Origin of the sequence: Marivita sp. (assembly GCF_020055675.1) — a bacterium.
Lineage (GTDB): Bacteria > Pseudomonadota > Alphaproteobacteria > Rhodobacterales > Rhodobacteraceae > Marivita.
In genome coordinates, this window is the sequence record NZ_JAIPUS010000011.1 from 1 (window position 1) to 19,506 (window position 19,506).

Consider the following 19,506-nt stretch of genomic DNA (forward strand, 5'->3'; position numbering starts at 1 on the left):
GATGACGCCGGCGTGCTCCTGGCACCCGAGGATATCCAGTTTCTGGCCGGGTGGCGCAATGGCCGGGCTGCCGCCTATCGCCGGGTCCGCCGGGCGGTGGCATATCCGGCCTATGAATTTGACGCCGAGCCAAGTTCGGAAAGGGTATTCGCGGATATCGCGCTGATCGAATTGCAGCACCCGGTGCGCAACACCACGATCATCCCGTTCGTAACGGGTGAACGGCCCTTGGTCGGGGACAACGTGGGCGTTGTGTCCTATGCCCATGACCGGTCCGAGGCGCCATCGATGCAAGACACCTGTGATGTGATGTCGGCCCAGCCATCCGTCTTGGTCATGTCCTGTTCGGTGGATTTCGGCAGTTCGGGTTCCCCGGTGTTTTCCTTCCACGACGATCAGCCCCGGATTGTCTCGGTTGTCTCGTCCAAGGCAAAAAGCGGTGGCCAGCCAGTGTCGCTTGGCGCACCGCTGGAGACGCAAATCGACACCATCCGCGCGCTGATGAACAATGGTGTCGGTTTTACCGAAGGGACGGTCTTTCGACCGTTTCGCGCCCAGAAGGATGCACGCAAGGAGACGGGAGCGAAATTTATTCGCCCACGGGAATGACTTTGCCCTCTTGAATCGCGGATCAAGCGCTCCCAGATTTCAGACTGTCGGGATGCCCAGGTGGGGCCCGGCACCTTAACCGAGCCTGTCCAAGCTGGAAGGCTTTCACATCTGGTATCGCTCAATGGAGGATGACCTATGCGAGGATATGATTTCGCACCGCTTTACCGTGCTACTGTCGGCTTTGACCAAATTGCCGACCTGATGGATCGGGTTATGACCAACGAGGTCAGCCAACCGACCTATCCCCCCTACAACATCGAAAAGACCGCAGATGATGCATACCGCATCTCGATCGCCGTTGCCGGGTTCTCCGATGACGACCTGAGTGTCGAGGTCAAGGACGGCGCGCTGAATGTGTCGGCCAGAAAAGTTGATGAAAACGAAGAGCGCACCTATCTGCACCGTGGCATTGCCACCCGCGCCTTCCAGCGCAGGTTCCCCTTGGCCGACCATGTTCGCGTGATCGGGGCGAGCCATGAGAACGGGATGCTCCACATCGACTTGCAGCGCGAAATCCCCGAAGCGCTGAAGCCGCGCCGGATCGAGATCGCGAAGGCCGATGCGGTCGAGACGGACAAGGACGTGGTTGACGCGCAATCTGTGAACTAAGCACAGGACGGGTCACCGACCCCCCAAACGCTTTGACGCATTTGAGCCTTGACACAAGCGGCCCGGCAGAAGACCTGCCGGGCCGTTTTTTGTCGCAGACCAAGACCGGCAATCGTGCTGGTCGTTGATTCCTGTCGTCCGCGTCGGGTTCACGCAGACGACAACGCCAGATCGCGGAGACTATCCCCGCCGCGCGTGTCGATGGCGTCTTTGACCTTCTCGACCCGGGGAAAGACACAAGCTCAGACGCTCATGCAAACGTATTTCATCTCGAGAAAATCATCGATGCCGTGATGGCTGCCTTCGCGGCCAAGTCCGGATTGCTTGACGCCGCCGAAGGGCGCCACCTCGGTCGAGATGATGCCGGTGTTCACACCGACGATGCCGTATTCCAGCGCCTCGGCCACCTTGTAGACGCGGCTCAGATCATTGGCGTAGAAATAGCTGGCGAGACCGAAGATCGTGTCATTGGCCAGTTCGATCACGTCGTCCTCGGTCTCGAACTTGAAGAGCGGGGCAAGCGGGCCAAAGGTCTCCTCGGTCGCGAATGCCATGTCCCTGGTCGCGCCGGTGACGATTGTCGGACCGAAGAAATTGCCCTCCTTGCGATGCTCTTGCTCGCCAAGGATGACATCGGCCCCCTTGGACTTGGCATCCGCGATGTGGTCCTGCACCTTGGTGAGCGCATCCGCATTGATGAGCGGGCCAAGGTCGGTCCCCTCTTCAAGCCCGTCGCCCACCTTCATGCCGGAGACCTTGTCTTTCAGCTTTTGGGCGAATTCGTCATACACCCCCGCCTGCACATAGATCCGGTTGGCACAGACGCAGGTCTGGCCGTTGTTGCGGAACTTGCACAGGATGGCACCGTCGACCGCCGCATCGATATCGGCATCGTCGAACACGATGAAGGGCGCGTTGCCGCCAAGCTCCATCGAGCATTTCATCACCTGGTCGGCGGCCTGGCGCAACAGGATACGGCCCACCTCGGTCGAGCCGGTGAAGGTCAGCTTGCGCACCGCCGGGTTCTCGCACATTTCCTTGCCCACGTCCGAAGACGAGGAGGACGGCACCACGTTGAACACGCCTGCCGGGAGACCGGCGCGTTCGGCCAGCACCCCCATGACGATAGCCGAAAGCGGGGTTTCCGCCGCCGGGCGCGCGACGAAACTGCACCCCGCCGCCAGGGCCGGACCGGCCTTGCGGGCGATCATCGCGTTTGGGAAATTCCACGGCGTGATCGACCCGACAACGCCAATGGGCTGTTTCATCACCATGATGCGCTTGTCGCGCTGGTGGCCGGGGATCGTCTCACCATAAACGCGCTTTGCCTCCTCGGCAAAGAACTCAATGAAAGACGCGCCGTAGCCGATTTCTCCCTTCGCCTCGGTCAGGGGCTTGCCCTGTTCGGCGGTCAGGATCGTGCCCAGATCCTCCTGATGTTCGATCATGAGGTCGAACCACTTGCGCAGAACGGCAGCCCGTTCCTTCCCAGTCCATTTTGCCCAGTCCTTCTGTGCCGTTTCAGCAGCGGCAATGGCCTGGGCCACTTGGGCACGGGACAGGTCGGCAACCTCGGCGATGGTGTCACCACGCGCCGGGTTGTCGACCGCGAACGTGCCATCGTCCCCGTCAATCCAGCTGCCGTTGACATAGGCACGGATCTCCAAAAGCGTTGGGTCCTTGAGCAAGCTGGCAAGGTCGGTTGTCTGGTCGAGCATGGGTCTCTCCGTTTTTGGTACTGACAAAGGCGGATCATTTGATAGATGCAATGGCAAGGATCAACACGGGGTGAACCAGTGGATTGGGACGATGCTTATGCCAATGCGGCGTATATTCCCGGCGCGGATATGTATCCGGACCGGTGGCGCTCCGATGCCGATGACTTTCGGACACGACTGGCGGTCCTGAACCGCGCACGTCTTGGTGTCATGTATGGGCACGGAACGCGCGAAATCGTCGATCTGTTCCAGCCCGACAAACCGGCGCAGGGGACAATGATCTTTGTGCATGGCGGATATTGGCGGCGCTTTGACGGTTCGCTGTGGTCTCATTTCTCGCAGGGCGCTTTGAACAGCGGCTGGACGGTTGCGATGCCCACCTATGACCTCGCCCCGCGCGTCCGAATCGCGGATATCACCCGTCAAATCGCACAGGCAGTCTGTGTCGTGGCGAATGAACATCCAGGGCCTTTGCGTCTTGTTGGGCATTCCGCGGGCGGGCACCTTGTCGCGCGGATGCTGGACCCGGAGGTGCTGCCCCCCGAGATTTCCACCCGCATCGAAAAAGTTGTGCCGATCTCGCCAGTCTCCGACCTGCGCCCGCTCTTGAACACGACCATGAATGATGACTTCAAGATGGACGAGGCCGCCGCCAAAGCCGAAAGCCCGGTGTTCATGGCCCCGCCCTCAACACCGGTGACCGTCTGGGTCGGGGCCGACGAAAGACCCGTATTCCTAGACCAGGCGCGCTGGCTGGCCGACGCATGGGGATGCGAGCGCATCGAAGTGCCCGGAAAGCACCATTTCGACGTGATCGATGGATTGAAGGACCCTGACAGCCCATTGATGCGGTCAATTCTCGCATCCACCGCTTGACACTCGGTCTTGATCGGCATGGCGTGCTGCCATGGCGATGTCTTTTTTGGACCCGGGTTTGACCAAAAAGGACAAGCCGTTTCGTTTTGAGCCGCGCAAGGTTCACGGTGAAGGAGGCGTTGAACATGCGATACTCAGGCTTTCGGGTCATCAAGGAGGCTCTGACCGGTCATCGCGGCTGGGGACCGGCATGGCGCGATCCCGAACCGCAGCCCCGGTATGACTACATCATCATCGGCGGCGGCGGCCACGGTCTGGCGACCGCGTATTATCTTGCCAAGCACTTCAAGCAATCGCGGATCGCGGTGCTCGAAAAGGGCTGGATCGGTGGCGGCAATGTCGGACGCAACACCACGATTGTGCGATCCAACTACATGCTCGATGGGAATGAGCCGTTCTACGAGTTTTCGCTCAAGCTCTGGGAAGGGTTGGAACAGGATCTGAATTACAACGCCATGATGAGCCAGCGCGGGGTTATCAACCTCATGCATTCAGACGCCCAGCGCGATGCGTATGTCCGGCGCGGCAACGCGATGATCCTGAACGGGGCGGATGCGGAATTGCTGGATCAAAAGCAGGTGGTTGCGAAATATCCTTTCCTGAACGTCAAAAACGCACGCTTCCCGGTGATGGGCGGCTTGCTGCAAGCGCGGGCTGGCACCGCCCGGCACGACGCGGTGGCCTGGGGCTTTGCCAGGGCTGCGGACCAATGCGGTATCGACATCATCCAGAACTGCGAGGTGACCGGGTTCAAGATCGAGAACGGCAAGGTTCAGGGAGTCGAGACATCACGCGGGTTCATCGGAACCAAAAAGGTCGGCGTCTGCGTGGCCGGATCATCCTCGCGCGTGATGGCGCAGGCCGGGATGCGCCTGCCCATCGAAAGCCATGTCCTGCAGGCCTTCGTGACGGAAGGGCTGAAGCCCGTCCTGCCGGGTGTGATCACCTTTGGCGCCGGTCATTTCTATTGCAGCCAGTCCGACAAGGGCGGGCTGGTCTTCGGCGGCAATATCGATGGCTACAATTCCTATGCATCACGCGGCAACCTGCCGGTGGTCGAGGATGTGATCGAGGAAGCCATCGCCATGTTCCCGATGCTGGGTCGCGCGCGTCTGTTGCGCATGTGGGGCGGCATCGTGGACATGTCGATGGACGGCTCTCCGATCATCGACAAGACATCTGTGGACGGGCTCTATTTCAACGGCGGCTGGTGTTACGGCGGGTTCAAGGCAACGCCGGCCTCGGGCTTTTGCTATGCGCACTTGCTGGCAACCGACACGCCACATGAAACCGCAACGGGATACAGGCTGAACCGTTTCGAGACGGGGCACATGATCGACGAAAAAGGAGTGGGCGCGCAGCCCAATCTGCACTGATGATTATCACCCACCCCATCCTAGGCCCGCGCGACAGCAGCGAATTCGTTTATCTGGGCGATGCGACGCTTCTGGATCGCCCGGATTGGCAGGCCGACGATGCCTTGCACCAATTCACCCGGTATCAGCACAGTCGCGACAACCCGGCCGGGCTGCACCGCGAGCTTTGGTTTCACGAACAGGGCGATCGGTCCTGGCTTGTCGTCACACGCGATACCGTCACGCATGAGATCATGCAGGTTGAATTCGCCAGTGACATGGCGCGGAAGGAGCGGTCGTGATGAGCCAGAAAAACCGTTTGGACGACGGGCTGATCGACCGGTCAGAGACCTTTTCCTTTCGCTTCGACAGTCAGTACTACAAGGGTCACAAGGGCGATACGCTGGCCTCGGCGCTGCTGGCCAACGGTGTGCGGCTGATGGGCCGCTCGTTCAAGTATCACCGTCCGCGCGGCGTGATGACTGCCGGCTCCGAGGAACCGAACGCCCTGGTCGAACTGCGCGACGGTGCACGGAAAGAACCGAACACGCGGGCGACCACGGCGGAGCTGTTCGACGGGTTGAGGGCAGAATCGCAGAACCGCTGGCCGTCACTGGCGTTTGACGCCATGGAAGTGAACGATCTTCTGTCGAGCTTCTTCGCCGCCGGGTTCTATTACAAGACCTTCATGTGGCCCGCCGCGTTCTGGGAAAAGATCTACGAGCCGATCATTCGCCGGGCAGCCGGTTTGGGGTCACTCAGCACGCGGGACGACCCGGATGAGTACGACAAAGGGTTCCTGCATTGCGATCTTCTGATCATCGGCGGGGGGCCAGCCGGGCTGGCCGCAGCCTTGACCGCCGGCGAAAGTGGCGCGCGGGTTATCCTCGCGGACGAGGATTTCCTTATCGGGGGTCGGCTGAACCTCGAAAGCCACGCCCTTGGCGGCATGTCCGGCCCCGCCTGGGCGGCAGAAATGGGTGCACGCCTTGGTGCCATGCCGAATGTACGGGTCATGCCACGCACCACGGTAATGGGCGCGTTCGATCACGGCGTTTACGGCGCTGTGGAACGGGTGAGCGACCACCTGAAAGTTCCGGAGGACGGCAAGCCGCTGCAAATCCTCTGGCGCATCACATCGAAGCGCGCGATCCTCTGCGCGGGGGCCACCGAACGACCCATCGTTTTTGAAAACAACGACCGCCCCGGCATCATGCAGGCCAGCGCCATACGCGCCTACGCAAACCGTTGGGCCGTGACACCGGCGCGGCAGGTGGCGATCTTTACCAACAACGATGACGGGCATCGCACTGCGTCCGATCTGGTGGCCAAGGGCGTGGACGACGTGTCGGTGATCGACACGCGCACCGATGCGCCCTCGTCGTCGGATTATAACGTGATCGCCGGGGGCGTGATCGACCAGACATGGGGGCGGCTTGGCCTGACACAGATCGAGGTGAAGATGCCCAGGGGCGGCATTCGCAGGATCAAATGTGGCGCTTTGGGTGTGTCTGGCGGGTGGAACCCGAACGTGCACCTGACATGCCACCAGCGGGGGCGCCCCGTCTGGAACGATGCGATTGCCGGCTTTGTGCCCGGCGAAGCGTTGCCAATGGGCATGACAGTCGCTGGCGCTGCAAATGGCGTGTTTTCCACCCATGGCGCGCTGAAAACCGGTGCCGATGCCGCGAAAGGGGTCCTGTCCGACTTGGGGCTGACGGCCAAGACGCTGCCCCTTCCCGAGACCGAGGATGCACCCGCCCGCGTCACCCCGTTCTGGCATGTCAAAACCGCAAAACGCGCATGGGTGGACCAGCAGAACGACGTGACCGCCAAGGACATCAAGCTGGCACATCAGGAAAACTTCCGATCCGTCGAGCACCTGAAGCGTTACACGACGCTGGGGATGGCGACGGACCAGGGCAAGACATCGAACATCGCCGGCTTGGCGATCATGGCCGAGGTGGCAGGCACATCCATCCCCGAGGTCGGCACGACCATGTTCCGCCCACCCTACACGCCCACCGCGATGGCTGTTTTCGCGGGGCGCGCCCGGGGCACCGAAACGCGCCCGACACGCCTGACGCCAAGCCACCGCTGGGCCGAAGAACAGGGCGCTGTCTTCACAGAAGCCGGGCTTTGGTTGCGCGCACAGTGGTTCCCCAAACCGAGCGAGACGCATTGGCGCGAAAGCTGTGATCGGGAAGTCCTGCAAACCCGCAAATCGGTCGGTATCTGTGACGTCACCTCACTGGGCAAGATCGACGTGCAGGGCTCTGATGCCGCGGCGTTCCTGAACCTGGTCTACTGCAACGGATTTGCCAAGCTGCCGGTCGGCAAGGTGCGCTATGGCCTGATGCTGCGCGAGGACGGGATCGTCATGGATGACGGCACTGCGGCGCGATTGGCCGAAGATCATTTCATCGTCACGACAACGACCGGCAACGCGCTCGGAGTCTACCGTCACATGGAATTCGTGCGGCAATGCCTTTGTCCCGACATGGACGTGCAACTGATCTCGACCACCGAGGCCTGGGCGCAATTCGCGGTCGCCGGTCCCAAATCCCGCGCACTTCTGCACAAGATCGTGGATGACGAGTTTGATCTGTCCAACGCGGCGTTCCCGTTCATGGCCTGCGCCGAGACAACAATTTGCGGCGGCCTGCGCGCGCGGCTGTTCCGGATTTCGTTCTCGGGCGAGCTCGCCTACGAGATTGCAGTGCCGACGCGGTACGGTGACGCCCTGATCCGGCGATTGATGGACGCAGGCAAGGAATTCGACGTCGTACCCTACGGGCTTGAGGCGCTGAATGTCATGCGCATCGAGAAGGGGCACGCGACGGCAAACGAATTGAACGGCACCACCACGGCGCTGAACCTCGGGATGGGGCGAATGGTCTCGAAGAAGAAGGACTCGATCGGATCCATTCTGTCAGAACGGCCGGGCCTGACTGAAGCCGACGCTCTGAAGCTGGTTGGCCTGAAGCCGGTCGATCCCGAGAACCCGGTGCCTGCCGGTGCCCACCTGATGACGAAAGATGCAAAGGCGACTGCATCCAACGATCAGGGCTACGTGACCTCAGCCTGTTATTCGCCCAACCTCGGACACCACATTGCGCTGGGGTTCCTGAAAGCGGGCGACGCACGGCTGGGCGAGGTGATCGGGCTGGTGAGTCCTTTGACGGGCATCAATCATGATGTTGAAGTCGTCAGCCCCCATTTTCTCGATCCAAAAGGAGAGCGTCTGCGTGCATGACCTGGCCCCCCTTTGCGCCCTTGGCGGCACTGACCCCGCGATTGAAACGCTTGCCGGCGTCACTTTGACCGAATTTCCGGACCTGGCGCTCGCATCGGTCTCTGCCCGAAGAGGCTCGGAAGCGGCCTGCAGGGCACACTTGAAAGGCCTACTGAACAGCGCAGTGCCAAAGCCCGGCAGAGCCGTGTTCAAGAACCCCGAGGCGGCTTTCTGGATCGGGCCAGATCAATGGATGGTCAGCGCGCCCCATGCCAGCCACGCGGACCTGACCGATCAGCTAAATTCCCGCTTCCTGAACACCGCGTCTATCACGGAGCAAACCGACGGCTGGGTCTGTTTCGACTTGCGCGGGGAGGGCGTTGAAGAGGTGATCCGTCTTTGCGCAAATATCGATATCGACCAGATGCAAACCGGCGATGCCGTGCGGACCGTTGTTCACCACATGGGCGTTTACATCCTGCGCCTCGATCCGGCGAACGCGCTGCGCATCTTCGGCCCTCGATCCTCGGCCAAATCGCTGCACTTGGCACTCAAGACGGCAATGGGTGCGGCGCTCTAGCGCAGCGGGTTCGGGTTTGGAACAACGCCATGGGTCGGGAGTTGTCCGGGCAGAAAGGAGGCACGTATGACAGCAGAATTCGCAGTCCCTCTCTTGGCCTTGATAACGATGCTGGCGGCAATCATTTTCGCCTTGGTCAGCAAGCAGCGCACTGACCAAAAGATGGCCGATCCAAACGCATCCAAATCACGATTGGCCGAGGACGCGCCGAACCACTGAAGGCGACCCGTTTACAAAATCAAAGCGCGCTTTGGATATCCAAGGCGCGCTTTTTTGCGCGCAAATCGTGGACCCTATTCCGGTTCAAACGACTGATATTCAAACGTCATGGTCACACCGCGCCGGTCGTCTTCGTCGATCTCGTTCAGGTTGGCATCGAGCTGGGCGGCGAAGGCAAGGATCAGGCGTTTGCCAAGGCCCGTACCATTTGTCCGTTTCATGGTTGGATCGACGCTGTTTTCGATCGTCAGACGCACGCTGGTCTGGTCTCCGTGCGTTTCTTCCTTCAGGTCGACTTTCAACCGGAACACACCATCGCGACCGGGACCGCCATATTTGAACGCATTGGACAGAGCCTCGGTCGTGACCATGGCAATCGGACTGGTCTGGTCGGGCAAGAGCGTTACCGGATCGAGATCAAGCGTCACCGTAGGAGCGTGCTCCTTGGCACCGCCGACAGCTTCCACTTGTTCTACCAGATCGCGCAACAGGACATCGCACCGAATATGCGTCAGCGACGGCTCCTGGTACAGCGCGCGGTGGACGGTCGCGAGACTGGTCACGCGGTCCTGAAATTGGCGCAAGGCCGAAACCGCTTCGGGATTGGCCACCTGTCGCACCTGCATGTTGATGATGGACGAGATGAGCTGAAGATTGTTCTTGACCCTGTGGTGCACTTCTTTCAGCAGCACCTCGCGTTCGAAGACGGCGTTTTCCAGATCGGCTTCTTCACGCAAGAGCTGGTCGGCCATCGATTCGAACGTGCCATTGATCATCTGGATCTCGCTTGGCGCATCCGCGATGTTGTTCGAGGTTTCAACATTGCGATAAGTCGCGAAATGCCGCATCCGACGCCCAAGATCGCGGATATGGTGCAGAACGAGACGGTTGAGCGAAATCACCGCAACGGCGATCCCGACCATCCACATAAGGAAGGGAAACAACAGCGTGGTTGCCGTGAACCACGGAGCGGTCGTGCGTTGCAGCGCGGTGCGCCCCCAACTGCCAAGCGCATAGACCTCGTCTTCAAGGACCGGCACGACTGAAATCAGACGTGTATCGCCCATCCGCGAGGTTGCGGTGAAGAAGGTGTCTCCCTGCGTGGCAAACCCTTCAAGCGACAAGCCCTCGGGCAGATATTCTTCGATCGGGCGATCGGGGGTCGCGCTGGACAGGACTTGCCCGAACTTGTTGAACGTCACCAAGGCAATATCCGGGTTGGACCCCAGGTCACTGTCTTTGCGCAAAAGCGGTTTTGTCTCGAAAGACAATGTCGTAAGGCCGAGAAGTGTTCCATCCGGGCGGAAGGCCGGATGTGCGATCATGATAACCGGGCGTTGGCTGACCTGCCCGCGCGGATTGAAGGCGATATAGGGTTCGGGATTGTCAAACAAACCCTCGGATTGCGGATCAGGTGAAAATTCGATCCGGTCTCCGGTGTTGTTGCATGTCGAGACAAACCCGTCGTCCACGACACCCGCAAAGCTCACGCGAGGGTTCGAGTCGAGAATGCGCCGCATGATGGCGATGCATTGGTCATTGGACAGATCGACCTCGCCCAGCGTGTCGGACAAGGTGCGAGAAACACCCAGCTTGGACAAAAGCTGGCGGCGTTCAGGTTCGACAAGCGTGCTGGTGCGCGCGTGGATGGATGCTTCGAGATAGGAATTGTTGGTGCTCAGCGCCCGCCAGCTTTGTCCCATGGCAACAAGGCCGATCGGCAGGAGCGCGAGCGACAACAGGAACGCGATACGCACGACAAGACTTCCGCTGGACGTTGCGGGGTACAAGTCTGCGTCGTCACGACCACCTTGACTGGGCTGCGATCCCGACATCTGCGCTTACGATGTTTGCATCGGCGCACCGCAGCGCACGGGCACGGGCAAGGACACGGGCACGGGCACGATTGATCTTGAACTCACTAACTCGCAGGTCGACATGGATTTGTTGCCTGTTTGTGTCGAAGATGGGTTGCTTCTTGAACGTGTCGGGACACGCATGGTTCCCTGTGGACAGTCCAGAACGAATGCCAGGCGCCCTTTCGGACCTGCACTATGCTCAAATGACAGGGCGCGCCACACCATGCTGGCTCCAACCGGGGTGTCGATTTGACAAGTTGCGTATCGTGCGCCGAAATTCCGGCCACACCGGCATGTCCGATACAGAACATGGCCGTGCGTGGTCTGTCAAAAGAATCGGACCCGACAAGAGTCCAGATCGAACGGAGATCGGACTTGTTGCACGTCAGACCCTCCGTAGCGCATACCCTGGATCGGCCTCGGCTCCGCGAAAGGCCGTCCTGTCCGGAGCCCAGTTGGATTATCGAAGAAACGCTTTGCTTGAAGAACCTGCGCCGATCCGCAACGATGCAATCAGGTGTTTCCGGCAGCGAGACACGAAGCGGAGGTGGACTATGCTCGCACTTGGACGGCTGTTGATCATCGGGTTCCTTGTCCTGAGCGTGGTCTATATCTGCCTGTCGCTCTATTCCCGCGCGGTGCGGCGTGACAAGCTGGAGCGCGAATGGGACGAAGAGATACAGCAAGGGGATCGCGCCGCCTTTGTCGAGGCGGGCCTGAGCGCATATGATGGCTCCCTTCGCCGCAAGCTGATTCTGGGGGTGTATATCGTGCCGCTGACAGTTATCTCTGCCATCATCTATTTTACGAATTTCCACTAGGAGACGACGCCGTGGGGTATATCAAGTGGACCGTTATCCTGACCTTCTGGGTCCTGTTTGCGTCGTTTCTGCATTACACGCTGCCGCAGCACGACGTGGCCCGGATTACCGACACCGAAGTGCGGCGCGTTGATCCGGGCGAGAACAGTTTGTTTTGGGCCCAGGCTGATGTCGGCAATGACGGGAGCGTGTCGAATCGCGATGTCTTCTTCATCTCGGCGGTGCGCGACAGCGGTGGTGTCATGGTCTACCGCAACGAGGATACGGGTTGGGGTTGGCCTCCGTATTTCAAGTTCGACACCTCCAACCTTCAGGCCGAGGCCGCCGATCTGCGCAGCACGTCGGCAAATCCGCAATGGGTGGTGATCAAGCATTACGGCTGGCGCAACGAATTCCTGACGATCTATCCGAATGCCATCAGCGTGCGCCCGGTGGATACGCCGGATGTGCAGATCATCCCGTGGATCAACATCATCATCCTGACGCTTCTCGCGGCGACGTTCTGGGCGATCTGGGTCCGTTGGCGGCGGTTTCGTCGAGCGCGGATCGATCCGGTGATCGAGGATGTCGGCGACGGATTCGAAGCGGTGGGGGACGATTTCGCTCGCCGGCGCAGCGGCATACGGCGCTGGTTCGACCGCTGGCGCTCCAGCTAAGATACCACGCTTGCCAAACCGGAGCTGATCCGCCACCGTCATGCGACCGCATGCACGAAGGGGTCATGGCCGGTGCGCATCCCGAACAGGCAGGTGTGCGCCGCGCCCCCGATCCAGTCAAGAGACCGGCAAGGCGCGGCTATACATCGGCCCGGTGGTCGTCAAACCCCGGCACGACGGGGATACTCAGCGCATTCCGTAGTACAGGCCGACCACGTGTTCCGCCTCGGCAAAGAAAAGCCAGCGCGACACCAGGACCCCGGCGACATGACTGAGAAGCGCCAACACAGCCCCGACGTGCGAGAAGGGCAAGAGAAGCAGAACCACAGGCAGAAGCAACATCAGGAACAGCGAAATCAGGCGCAGTTTGCGCGCGTGCCGGCGGGCCACGGTATACACCATTTCATTGAGAAGGTAGTTCGTCCCGGTATGCGGCGGCTCGAAAGCGCGCACCTCGCCGATCGTGCCAAGGCCGGTCGCGGACTTCATGTCCGTCCCGCTCTTGGCAAAACGCTTGTCGCCGATTTGCCACCAGACAAGCTGAATCAGCCCCGCGATCAGCAGCAGGACAAGCCCGATGGCAACCCGCCCGGACAAGAGCGCACCACCCGCCACTGACAGGGCCAGGAACAGGATGCTGGTCAGCACCGTGTTCCACCGCGGCACCGTCTTGAGCTGGGCATAGATCATCGAGGTGGTATAGACCGTCATGAGGCAGAAGAAGGCGCCAATCGCGCCAAGCAATCTGATCTGCGTGTCGAAGAACACCAGAAAGAGCCCGTAAACACCCATTGTCACAAGGGCGGCTACGGCGCACCATGCCTCGCGGCTGAGCCAGCTTGTCTGCCATTGGGTGAATGCCTTGAGCGCGCGTTCCGGGCGGCCAAGATGGAAGGTCGACGCCACCAGCCCCCCCACTGCCAGCAGATAGCCAATGGCGAAAAACGCGAAGGCGACCCAGCCGGTCGGTGCGGAAGAGGCGACGCCGAGCCAGAACAACAGCCCAAGCCCAAGGCCCGAGAACGTGCTGAAGGCGATAATAGAGGGAGCTGGATGCATCAGATCTTCTCCAGCGTCTTGTCCAGCCAGCCAAGAAAGCCCTTCGGCTCTTCCGCGACAGGCGCGAGCAAGGGGGCAAGCATGTCAACCTCCTCGTTCAACTGGTCCTTTGGACGGGGCGGCAGGTATTTGTTGACAGGCTTGGTTCCCTGCTCAGGCATCAGGTCCATGCCGCCGCGTTCGGCGACCAGTTGGCTGACCGCGCTGTCGGGGTCCCCCAGATCGCCGAAATGGCGCGCATTGGACGGACAGGTGCGCACGCAGGCTGGCTCGCGATCTTCCTCGGGCAGATTCTCGTTATAGATCCGATCCACGCAAAGAGTGCATTTTTTCATCACCCCTTCGGCCTTGTCCATTTCCCGCGCGCCATAGGGGCACGCCCAGGCACACAACCCGCAGCCAATGCAGTCTGTTTCGTTGACCAGAACGATCCCGTCCTCTGTGCGCTTGTAGCTGGCACCCGTCGGGCAAACGGTCACGCAAGGCGCATCTTCGCAATGCAGGCAGGACTTTGGAAAATGGATCAGTTGCGCCGGGCCCTCCTCGGGTTGCACCTCGTAGGAATGAATGCGGTTCAGGAAGGTGCCGGACGGATCGCCGCCATAGGGGTCTTGATCGGACAGGGGCGCGCCGTAATTTTCGGAATTCCAGCCTTTGCAGGAAATCACGCAGGCATGGCATCCGACGCAGGTATCAAGGTCGATGACCAAACCCAATTTGCGTTCTGTCTTTTCCGGTAGCTGCGTCATGCGACCTCCATCGTCTGTACCGCCTCGGGGGGTGTCTGCTTCACGATCGGCTCCTCCGCATCTCTGTCCCATGTCGCCACGAACCAGATGAAGGATACGGCCATGCCGCCAAGAACCAGACCGATCGCCAGAAGCGTCACCATCGTCGCGCGGTTCATGTTCCCACCTTCCAGCGCAATTCGTCCGGACCTTGACCCACGGGCGATGTGATATCGTCGTGCACCGGGTGGGCTTCGTCCGGGGCGGGCACTTTCTCAATTTTCACGCGCAGGTCGAACCATGCCGCCTGCCCGGTCACCGGATCGGAATTCGACCAGCGCAGACCATCGCCCTTAGGTGGCAGCAATTCGTGAATCAGGTGGTTCAGCAGAAAGCCCTTGGTCGCTTCCGGCGCAGTCTTGTCGAGCGCCCATGCCCCCTTGCGCTTTCCAATCGCGTTCCATGTCCAGATCGTGTTCTCGTTCAGCGCGGCCATATGCGCCACCGGGACGGTGATCTTGCCATGCGCCGAGGTGACCAAGGCCCAGTCGCCGTCCTTGAAGCCATGCTGCTCCCAGAGCTTGGTCGGCAGGTACATCGGGTTGCGCCCATGGATTTGCCGCAGCCACGCGTTCTGCGAGCCCCAAGAGTGATACATCGCCATCGGCCGTTGCGTCAGAGCGTGGACCGTGAATTCCTCGGGATCGACATGGCCATCCTCAAGCGGCGGGTACCAGATCGGAAGGGGATCGAGCGTCGCCTTCAATCGCGCGCGCAGATGCTCTGGCGGTTGGCGCTCACCATGCCCTTCGGCGGCAATCTGAAACTTGCGCATCGGCTCGACATAAAGCTGGAAAAGGAATGGCGCCGGCGCGTCATAGAGACCGATCTCGACCGCCCAGTCCTGATACGCTGTGTTCCACGGTTTGTAATACAGCCCTTCGTCCGGGACATGCGACGACCAGAAGCCGCCATTCGCGATGTAGCTGTCAAGCTGCGCTTCGTTCACGTCGCCGCGTCCGCCGGTCAGCCCATCCTCGCCCATACGCCAACCCGCCAACGGACCGATGCCCGGCCGGCGCTGGTGGTGGGTCATGTAGTCTGCATAATCCGCGTATTTCTGGCTGCCATCCTCGGTCACGAACCCCGGCAGATCGAGCTGCGCACCCAGGTCGCACAACACCGACTGGAAGCCCCGCACATCGCGATCTGGTTCCACCACCGGCCAGCGGATCGCATCCGCCGCCGCGTCCGCCTCGCAGATCGGACGGTCGAGCAATGAAATGCAATCGTGACGTTCCAGATAGGTCGTATCTGGCAGGATCAGGTCGGCATAGGCCACCATTTCCGAGGAATAGGCATCCGAATAGATGATCCGCGGGATCACGTATTCGCCGTTCTCGTCGGTGTCGGTCAGCATGTTCATCACGCCACCCGTGTTCATCGACGAGTTCCAAGACATGTTGGCCATGTACATGAACAGCGTATCGATCTTGTAAGGATCGCCGGCATGCGCGTTCGAGATGACCATGTGCATCATTCCGTGTGCGCTCATCGGGTTGTCCCAGGTGAACGCCTTGTCGATGCGTGCAGGCGTGCCATCCTCCTTGAGGCACAGGTCTTCCGGGCCCTGTACAAAGCCCAGATGCGGCCCGTCCAGTGGCTGGCCAGGGGTCACCTTGCAATGCGGCTTTGGATGCGCGGTCGCGGGTTTTGGATAGGGCGGTTTGAAACGGAAACCGCCGGGCGTCTCGACAGAGCCCAGGAGGATTTGCAACACATGCAGCGCGCGGCAGGTCTGGAAGCCGTTGGAATGGGCGCTGATCCCGCGCATCGCATGGAAGCTGACGGGGCGGCCGATCATCTTGTCGTGTTTTTCACCGCGGAAATCGGTCCAGGGCTGGTCTATCTCGATCGCTTCGTCAAAGGCCACTCGCGCGATCTCGACGGCGATGCGCTTGATCTTGGCAGCAGGCACGCCGCAGGTCTCGGCCACGTTTTCGGGGGCGTACTCCGGGTCGAGATAGCGTTCGGCCATGAGGTGCATCACCGGCTTGTGGGTGATCCCGGCATGGCGATAGCTGGCGGAAAGGTCTGGCTTGGTTCCCGGCTGATCGAACGGTGTCAACTTGCCCGTCACGCGGTCCATGACCAAAGGCTTGCCGTTATCATCCTTGAGGAACAACCCATGTTCGGGTGATTTCGGGTCGCCGTTCACCAGCACGGGCGCGTTGGTATAACGGGCGAGGTAATCAAGGTCGATCTTGCCGGCCTTCAGCAGTTCGTGAACCAGCGCGAGAATGAACAACCCATCGGTTCCGGGCGTGATGCCGACCCAATCGTCGGCGATCGCGTTGTAGCCGGTGCGGATCGGGTTCACCCCGATCACCTTGGCCCCGCGCTCCTTGATCTTGCCAAGGCCCATCTTGATGGGATTGCTGTCGTGATCCTCTGCCACGCCGAACAGCATGAACAGCTTGGTGTGATCCCAGTCGGGCTGGCCGAATTCCCAGAAGGCACCGCCCATCGTGTAGATACCGGCAGCCGCCATGTTGACGGAACAAAAGCCCCCGTGCGCGGCATAGTTCGGCGTGCCGAAATTCTGCGCCCAGAAAGAGGTAAAACTTTGGGACTGGTCACGCCCTGTGAAGAACGCGAGCTTCTCGGGCGCTTCGTCACGCAGAGGTTTCAACCACCCTGTCGCGATCTCCAGCGCCTCGTCCCAGGAAATTTCCTCGAATTCACCCGACCCGCGCGGGCCGACCCGCTTGAGCGGTGCGCGCAGACGGGATGGCGCGTTGTGCTGCATGATCCCGGCGCTGCCCTTGGCGCACAGAACACCCTTGTTCACCGGGTGATCGCGGTTGCCCTCGATATAGGCGACCTTGCCATCCTTTATGTGCACGTCGATCCCGCAACGACAGGCGCACATGTAGCAAGTGGTCTTGCGCACCTCGTCCGACACCTTGGGCGACAGATTCAGGTCTGGTTGGACATGACCCATGTGATTCCTCCCTCTCGCGATAGGATGGCCCCCTATCCGGTCTGGCGACAGTGTTCCCGTTTCCATCTCAATCGTAAAGGTGCAAACCGCAAGCGTTTTTCAGCAGGCTCCCCTGCCTGGTTGCGGCAGAGATCCGAACGGGCAGTCCAGATACGGCCCGCAAAAACGCGATGTCGGCCATTGCAAAAGCCGGTCTTTGCGAAACACGCCTTCCACTTGGATCACCACATCGCCGCCAAGGATCCGATCGCGGACAATCCCGCGTCAATGACCAAGGTCAGCCCATCAGGTGTTTGGCCCCTCATGTCAGGCAACAGTCTGCGGACGCATGTCCGCCGGATCGATTCCCGCAACAGCAACCGGCGCCTTCATGGCGTCGCGGCGGAACGGCTCACCCAGTTCCTGATTGATCATCGCTTCGATCAGCGTGGTGGTGCCGTTCTGCATCTGATCCGTGATCGCGGTATTCAACGCGTCTGTCAGGTCGGCCATCGTCCGGACCTGAATGCCCTTGAGGCCGCAAGCCGTTGCGACGCCCGCGTAGCTGACACCTTCGTCGAGTTCCGTGCCGACGAAATTGTCGTCATACCACAACGTCGAGTTACGCTTTTCGGCGCCCCATTGGTAGTTGCGGAAGACGATCATGGTGATCGCCGGCCATTCCGGGCGACCTATGGCGGTAAGTTCAGGCACGGCGATACCGAAGGCCCCGTCGCCCGCGAAACCGACAACTGGCACATCAGGGCAACCAATCTTCGCCCCGACGATGGACGGCAGCCCATAGCCACAGGGACCGAACAGGCCGGGCGCAAGGTATTTGCGCCCCTCCTCGAAGGACGGATAGGCGTTGCCGATGGCGCAGTTGTTCCCGATATCGGACGAGATGATCGCCTCTCTCGGCAATGCAGACTGGATCGCGCGCCAGGCCATGCGGGGACTCATCCAGGCCGGTTTTGCCGCGCGGGCGCGTTCGTTCCAGGTGGTGCCGGGATCGTCGTCTTCGTGATCCATGCTGGACAGTTGCTGCGCCCAGGTGGATTTCGTTTTCGCGATGGTGGCTTGCCGGTCGTCACGGCCCTCGTCGCCTGCCGTATCCGACAGGCGCGCCAGAATGCCCTCGGCCACCTTTTTCGCATCGCCGACAATGCCGACGCTGATGGTCTTGGTCAGGCCGATGCGATCGGGATTAATGTCGACCTGAATGATTTTCGCGTCCTTTGGCCAGTAGTCGATCCCGTAACCCGGCAAGGTCGAGAACGGGTTGAGCCGCGTCCCGAGACACAGCACCACGTCCGCCTTGGAAATCAGCTCCATCCCCGCCTTCGAGCCGTTATACCCCAACGGCCCTGCAAACAGCGGATGTGAGCCGGGAAAGGCGTCGTTGTGCTGATAGCCAACACAGACGGGTGCCGTCAGTCGTTCGGCAAGCTCTATCGAGGCCGGGATCGCCCCGGCAAGGACGACACCCGCGCCGTTGAGGATGACCGGGTTGCTGGCGTTCGACAGCAGGTCCGCCGCCTGTTGGATCGCGCCATCGCCGCCCGATGGACGTTCGAATTCCACCACTTCGGGCAGCTCGATGTCGATCACCTGGGTCCAGAAGTCGCGCGGCATGTTGATCTGCGCCGGCGCCGAGGCACGCTTGGCATTCAGGATCACGCGGTTGAGAACTTCGGCCACGCGGGAAGGATCGCGGACTTCTTCCTGATAAGCGACCATGTCTTCGAACAGTTTCATCTGCTCGACTTCCTGGAAGCCACCCATCCCGATTGTCTTGTTGGCCGCCTGCGGCGTCACCAACAGCAACGGGGTATGGTTCCAGTAAGCGGTTTTCACAGCCGTGACGAAATTGGTGATACCGGGGCCGTTCTGGGCGATCATCATCGACATCTTTCCCGATGCGCGGGTGTATCCATCCGCGATCATCCCGCCGGAGCCTTCATGCGCACAATCCCAGAAGGTGATCCCCGCCTTGGGAAAGATGTCCGAGATCGGCATGAAAGCCGATCCGATGATCCCGAACGCATGTTCGATACCGTGCATCTGGAGGACTTTGACAAAGGCTTCTTCGGTGGTCATTTTCATTGCGGCTCTCCCAACGATGCACGCCGACCATGCGGCCAGCACAATTCGCCACGATCCTAGCCGCCGCCACGGACACCAACTAGGACCAGT

Annotated in this window: 17 protein-coding genes; 10 read left to right on the forward strand and 7 right to left on the reverse strand. The window is 60.6% G+C overall.

Features of this window, described 5'->3' with window-relative positions:
* Positions 1 to 12: 12 nt before the first annotated feature.
* Together LCF59_RS09210 and LCF59_RS09215 are read left to right on the forward strand one after the other, a co-directional pair.
* A complete protein-coding gene (locus tag LCF59_RS09210; RefSeq protein WP_367273378.1) occupies positions 13 to 609 on the forward strand; it encodes a serine protease in 597 nt (198 codons plus the stop codon).
* A 138-nt stretch (positions 610 to 747) separates the two neighbouring features.
* Positions 748 to 1,221 (forward strand): Hsp20 family protein, encoded by a 474-nt coding sequence (locus LCF59_RS09215; protein WP_292287173.1) that lies wholly within the window; start codon positions 748 to 750, stop codon positions 1,219 to 1,221.
* A 242-nt stretch (positions 1,222 to 1,463) separates the two neighbouring features.
* Here the strand turns inward: LCF59_RS09215 and LCF59_RS09220 are convergent, their stop codons facing one another.
* Positions 1,464 to 2,939 carry an NAD-dependent succinate-semialdehyde dehydrogenase gene (locus LCF59_RS09220; protein WP_292287174.1) on the reverse strand — a complete coding sequence of 492 codons (1,476 nt, stop codon included), beginning with the start codon at positions 2,937 to 2,939 and terminating at the stop codon, positions 1,464 to 1,466.
* Between the two features lie 78 nt (positions 2,940 to 3,017).
* Between LCF59_RS09220 and LCF59_RS09225 the strand changes: the two genes are divergently transcribed.
* The 6 genes from LCF59_RS09225 (at position 3,018) to LCF59_RS09250 (ending at position 9,204) form a co-directional block, all read left to right on the forward strand.
* A complete protein-coding gene (locus LCF59_RS09225; RefSeq protein WP_292287175.1) occupies positions 3,018 to 3,815 on the forward strand; it encodes an alpha/beta hydrolase in 798 nt (265 codons plus the stop codon).
* A gap of 125 nt (positions 3,816 to 3,940) precedes the next feature.
* Positions 3,941 to 5,191, forward strand: coding sequence for a sarcosine oxidase subunit beta family protein (locus LCF59_RS09230; protein WP_292287176.1), 1,251 nt, complete (start codon positions 3,941 to 3,943; stop codon positions 5,189 to 5,191).
* Positions 5,191 to 5,472, forward strand: coding sequence for a sarcosine oxidase subunit delta (locus LCF59_RS09235; protein WP_292287177.1), 282 nt, complete (start codon positions 5,191 to 5,193; stop codon positions 5,470 to 5,472). The genes LCF59_RS09230 and LCF59_RS09235 overlap by 1 nt, the downstream gene beginning before the upstream one ends.
* Complete coding sequence (locus LCF59_RS09240; RefSeq protein WP_292287178.1) at positions 5,472 to 8,426, forward strand: sarcosine oxidase subunit alpha family protein; 2,955 nt, start codon at positions 5,472 to 5,474, stop codon at positions 8,424 to 8,426. Before LCF59_RS09235 ends, LCF59_RS09240 begins: the two co-directional genes overlap by 1 nt.
* A 139-nt stretch (positions 8,427 to 8,565) precedes the next feature.
* A complete protein-coding gene (locus tag LCF59_RS09245) occupies positions 8,566 to 8,985 on the forward strand; it encodes a sarcosine oxidase subunit gamma (protein WP_292287179.1) in 420 nt (139 codons plus the stop codon).
* A gap of 66 nt (positions 8,986 to 9,051) precedes the next feature.
* Positions 9,052 to 9,204: a hypothetical protein gene (locus LCF59_RS09250; protein ID WP_292287180.1), complete on the forward strand. Its 153-nt coding sequence runs from the start codon at positions 9,052 to 9,054 to the stop codon at positions 9,202 to 9,204.
* Between the two features lie 74 nt (positions 9,205 to 9,278).
* Here the strand turns inward: LCF59_RS09250 and LCF59_RS09255 are convergent, their stop codons facing one another.
* On the reverse strand, positions 9,279 to 10,961 hold the full coding sequence (locus LCF59_RS09255; protein ID WP_292287181.1) for a histidine kinase dimerization/phosphoacceptor domain -containing protein: 1,683 nt from the start codon (positions 10,959 to 10,961) through the stop codon (positions 9,279 to 9,281).
* Positions 10,962 to 11,617: 656 nt separating this feature from the next.
* Here LCF59_RS09255 and LCF59_RS09260 point away from each other — a divergent pair.
* On the forward strand, positions 11,618 to 11,884 hold the full coding sequence (locus LCF59_RS09260; RefSeq protein WP_292287182.1) for a hypothetical protein: 267 nt from the start codon (positions 11,618 to 11,620) through the stop codon (positions 11,882 to 11,884).
* Between the two features lie 11 nt (positions 11,885 to 11,895).
* Positions 11,896 to 12,540 (forward strand): DUF1523 family protein, encoded by a 645-nt coding sequence (locus tag LCF59_RS09265; RefSeq protein ID WP_292287183.1) that lies wholly within the window; start codon positions 11,896 to 11,898, stop codon positions 12,538 to 12,540.
* Between the two features lie 186 nt (positions 12,541 to 12,726).
* Here the strand turns inward: LCF59_RS09265 and LCF59_RS09270 are convergent, their stop codons facing one another.
* From LCF59_RS09270 to xsc, 5 genes are all read right to left on the reverse strand, one after another.
* Complete coding sequence (locus LCF59_RS09270; protein WP_292287184.1) at positions 12,727 to 13,599, reverse strand: DmsC/YnfH family molybdoenzyme membrane anchor subunit; 873 nt, start codon at positions 13,597 to 13,599, stop codon at positions 12,727 to 12,729.
* Positions 13,599 to 14,348, reverse strand: coding sequence for a 4Fe-4S dicluster domain-containing protein (locus LCF59_RS09275; protein WP_292287185.1), 750 nt, complete (start codon positions 14,346 to 14,348; stop codon positions 13,599 to 13,601). Before LCF59_RS09275 ends, LCF59_RS09270 begins: the two co-directional genes overlap by 1 nt.
* The gene (locus tag LCF59_RS09280; RefSeq protein WP_292287186.1) at positions 14,345 to 14,506 is read right to left on the reverse strand and encodes a hypothetical protein; all 162 of its coding nucleotides are present in this window, start codon (positions 14,504 to 14,506) and stop codon (positions 14,345 to 14,347) included. Before LCF59_RS09280 ends, LCF59_RS09275 begins: the two co-directional genes overlap by 4 nt.
* A complete protein-coding gene (locus LCF59_RS09285; protein WP_292287187.1) occupies positions 14,503 to 17,331 on the reverse strand; it encodes a molybdopterin oxidoreductase family protein in 2,829 nt (942 codons plus the stop codon). The genes LCF59_RS09280 and LCF59_RS09285 overlap by 4 nt, the downstream gene beginning before the upstream one ends.
* 306 nt (positions 17,332 to 17,637) lie before the next feature.
* Complete coding sequence (gene xsc, locus LCF59_RS09290; protein ID WP_292287188.1) at positions 17,638 to 19,416, reverse strand: sulfoacetaldehyde acetyltransferase; 1,779 nt, start codon at positions 19,414 to 19,416, stop codon at positions 17,638 to 17,640.
* Positions 19,417 to 19,506 lie beyond the last annotated feature (90 nt).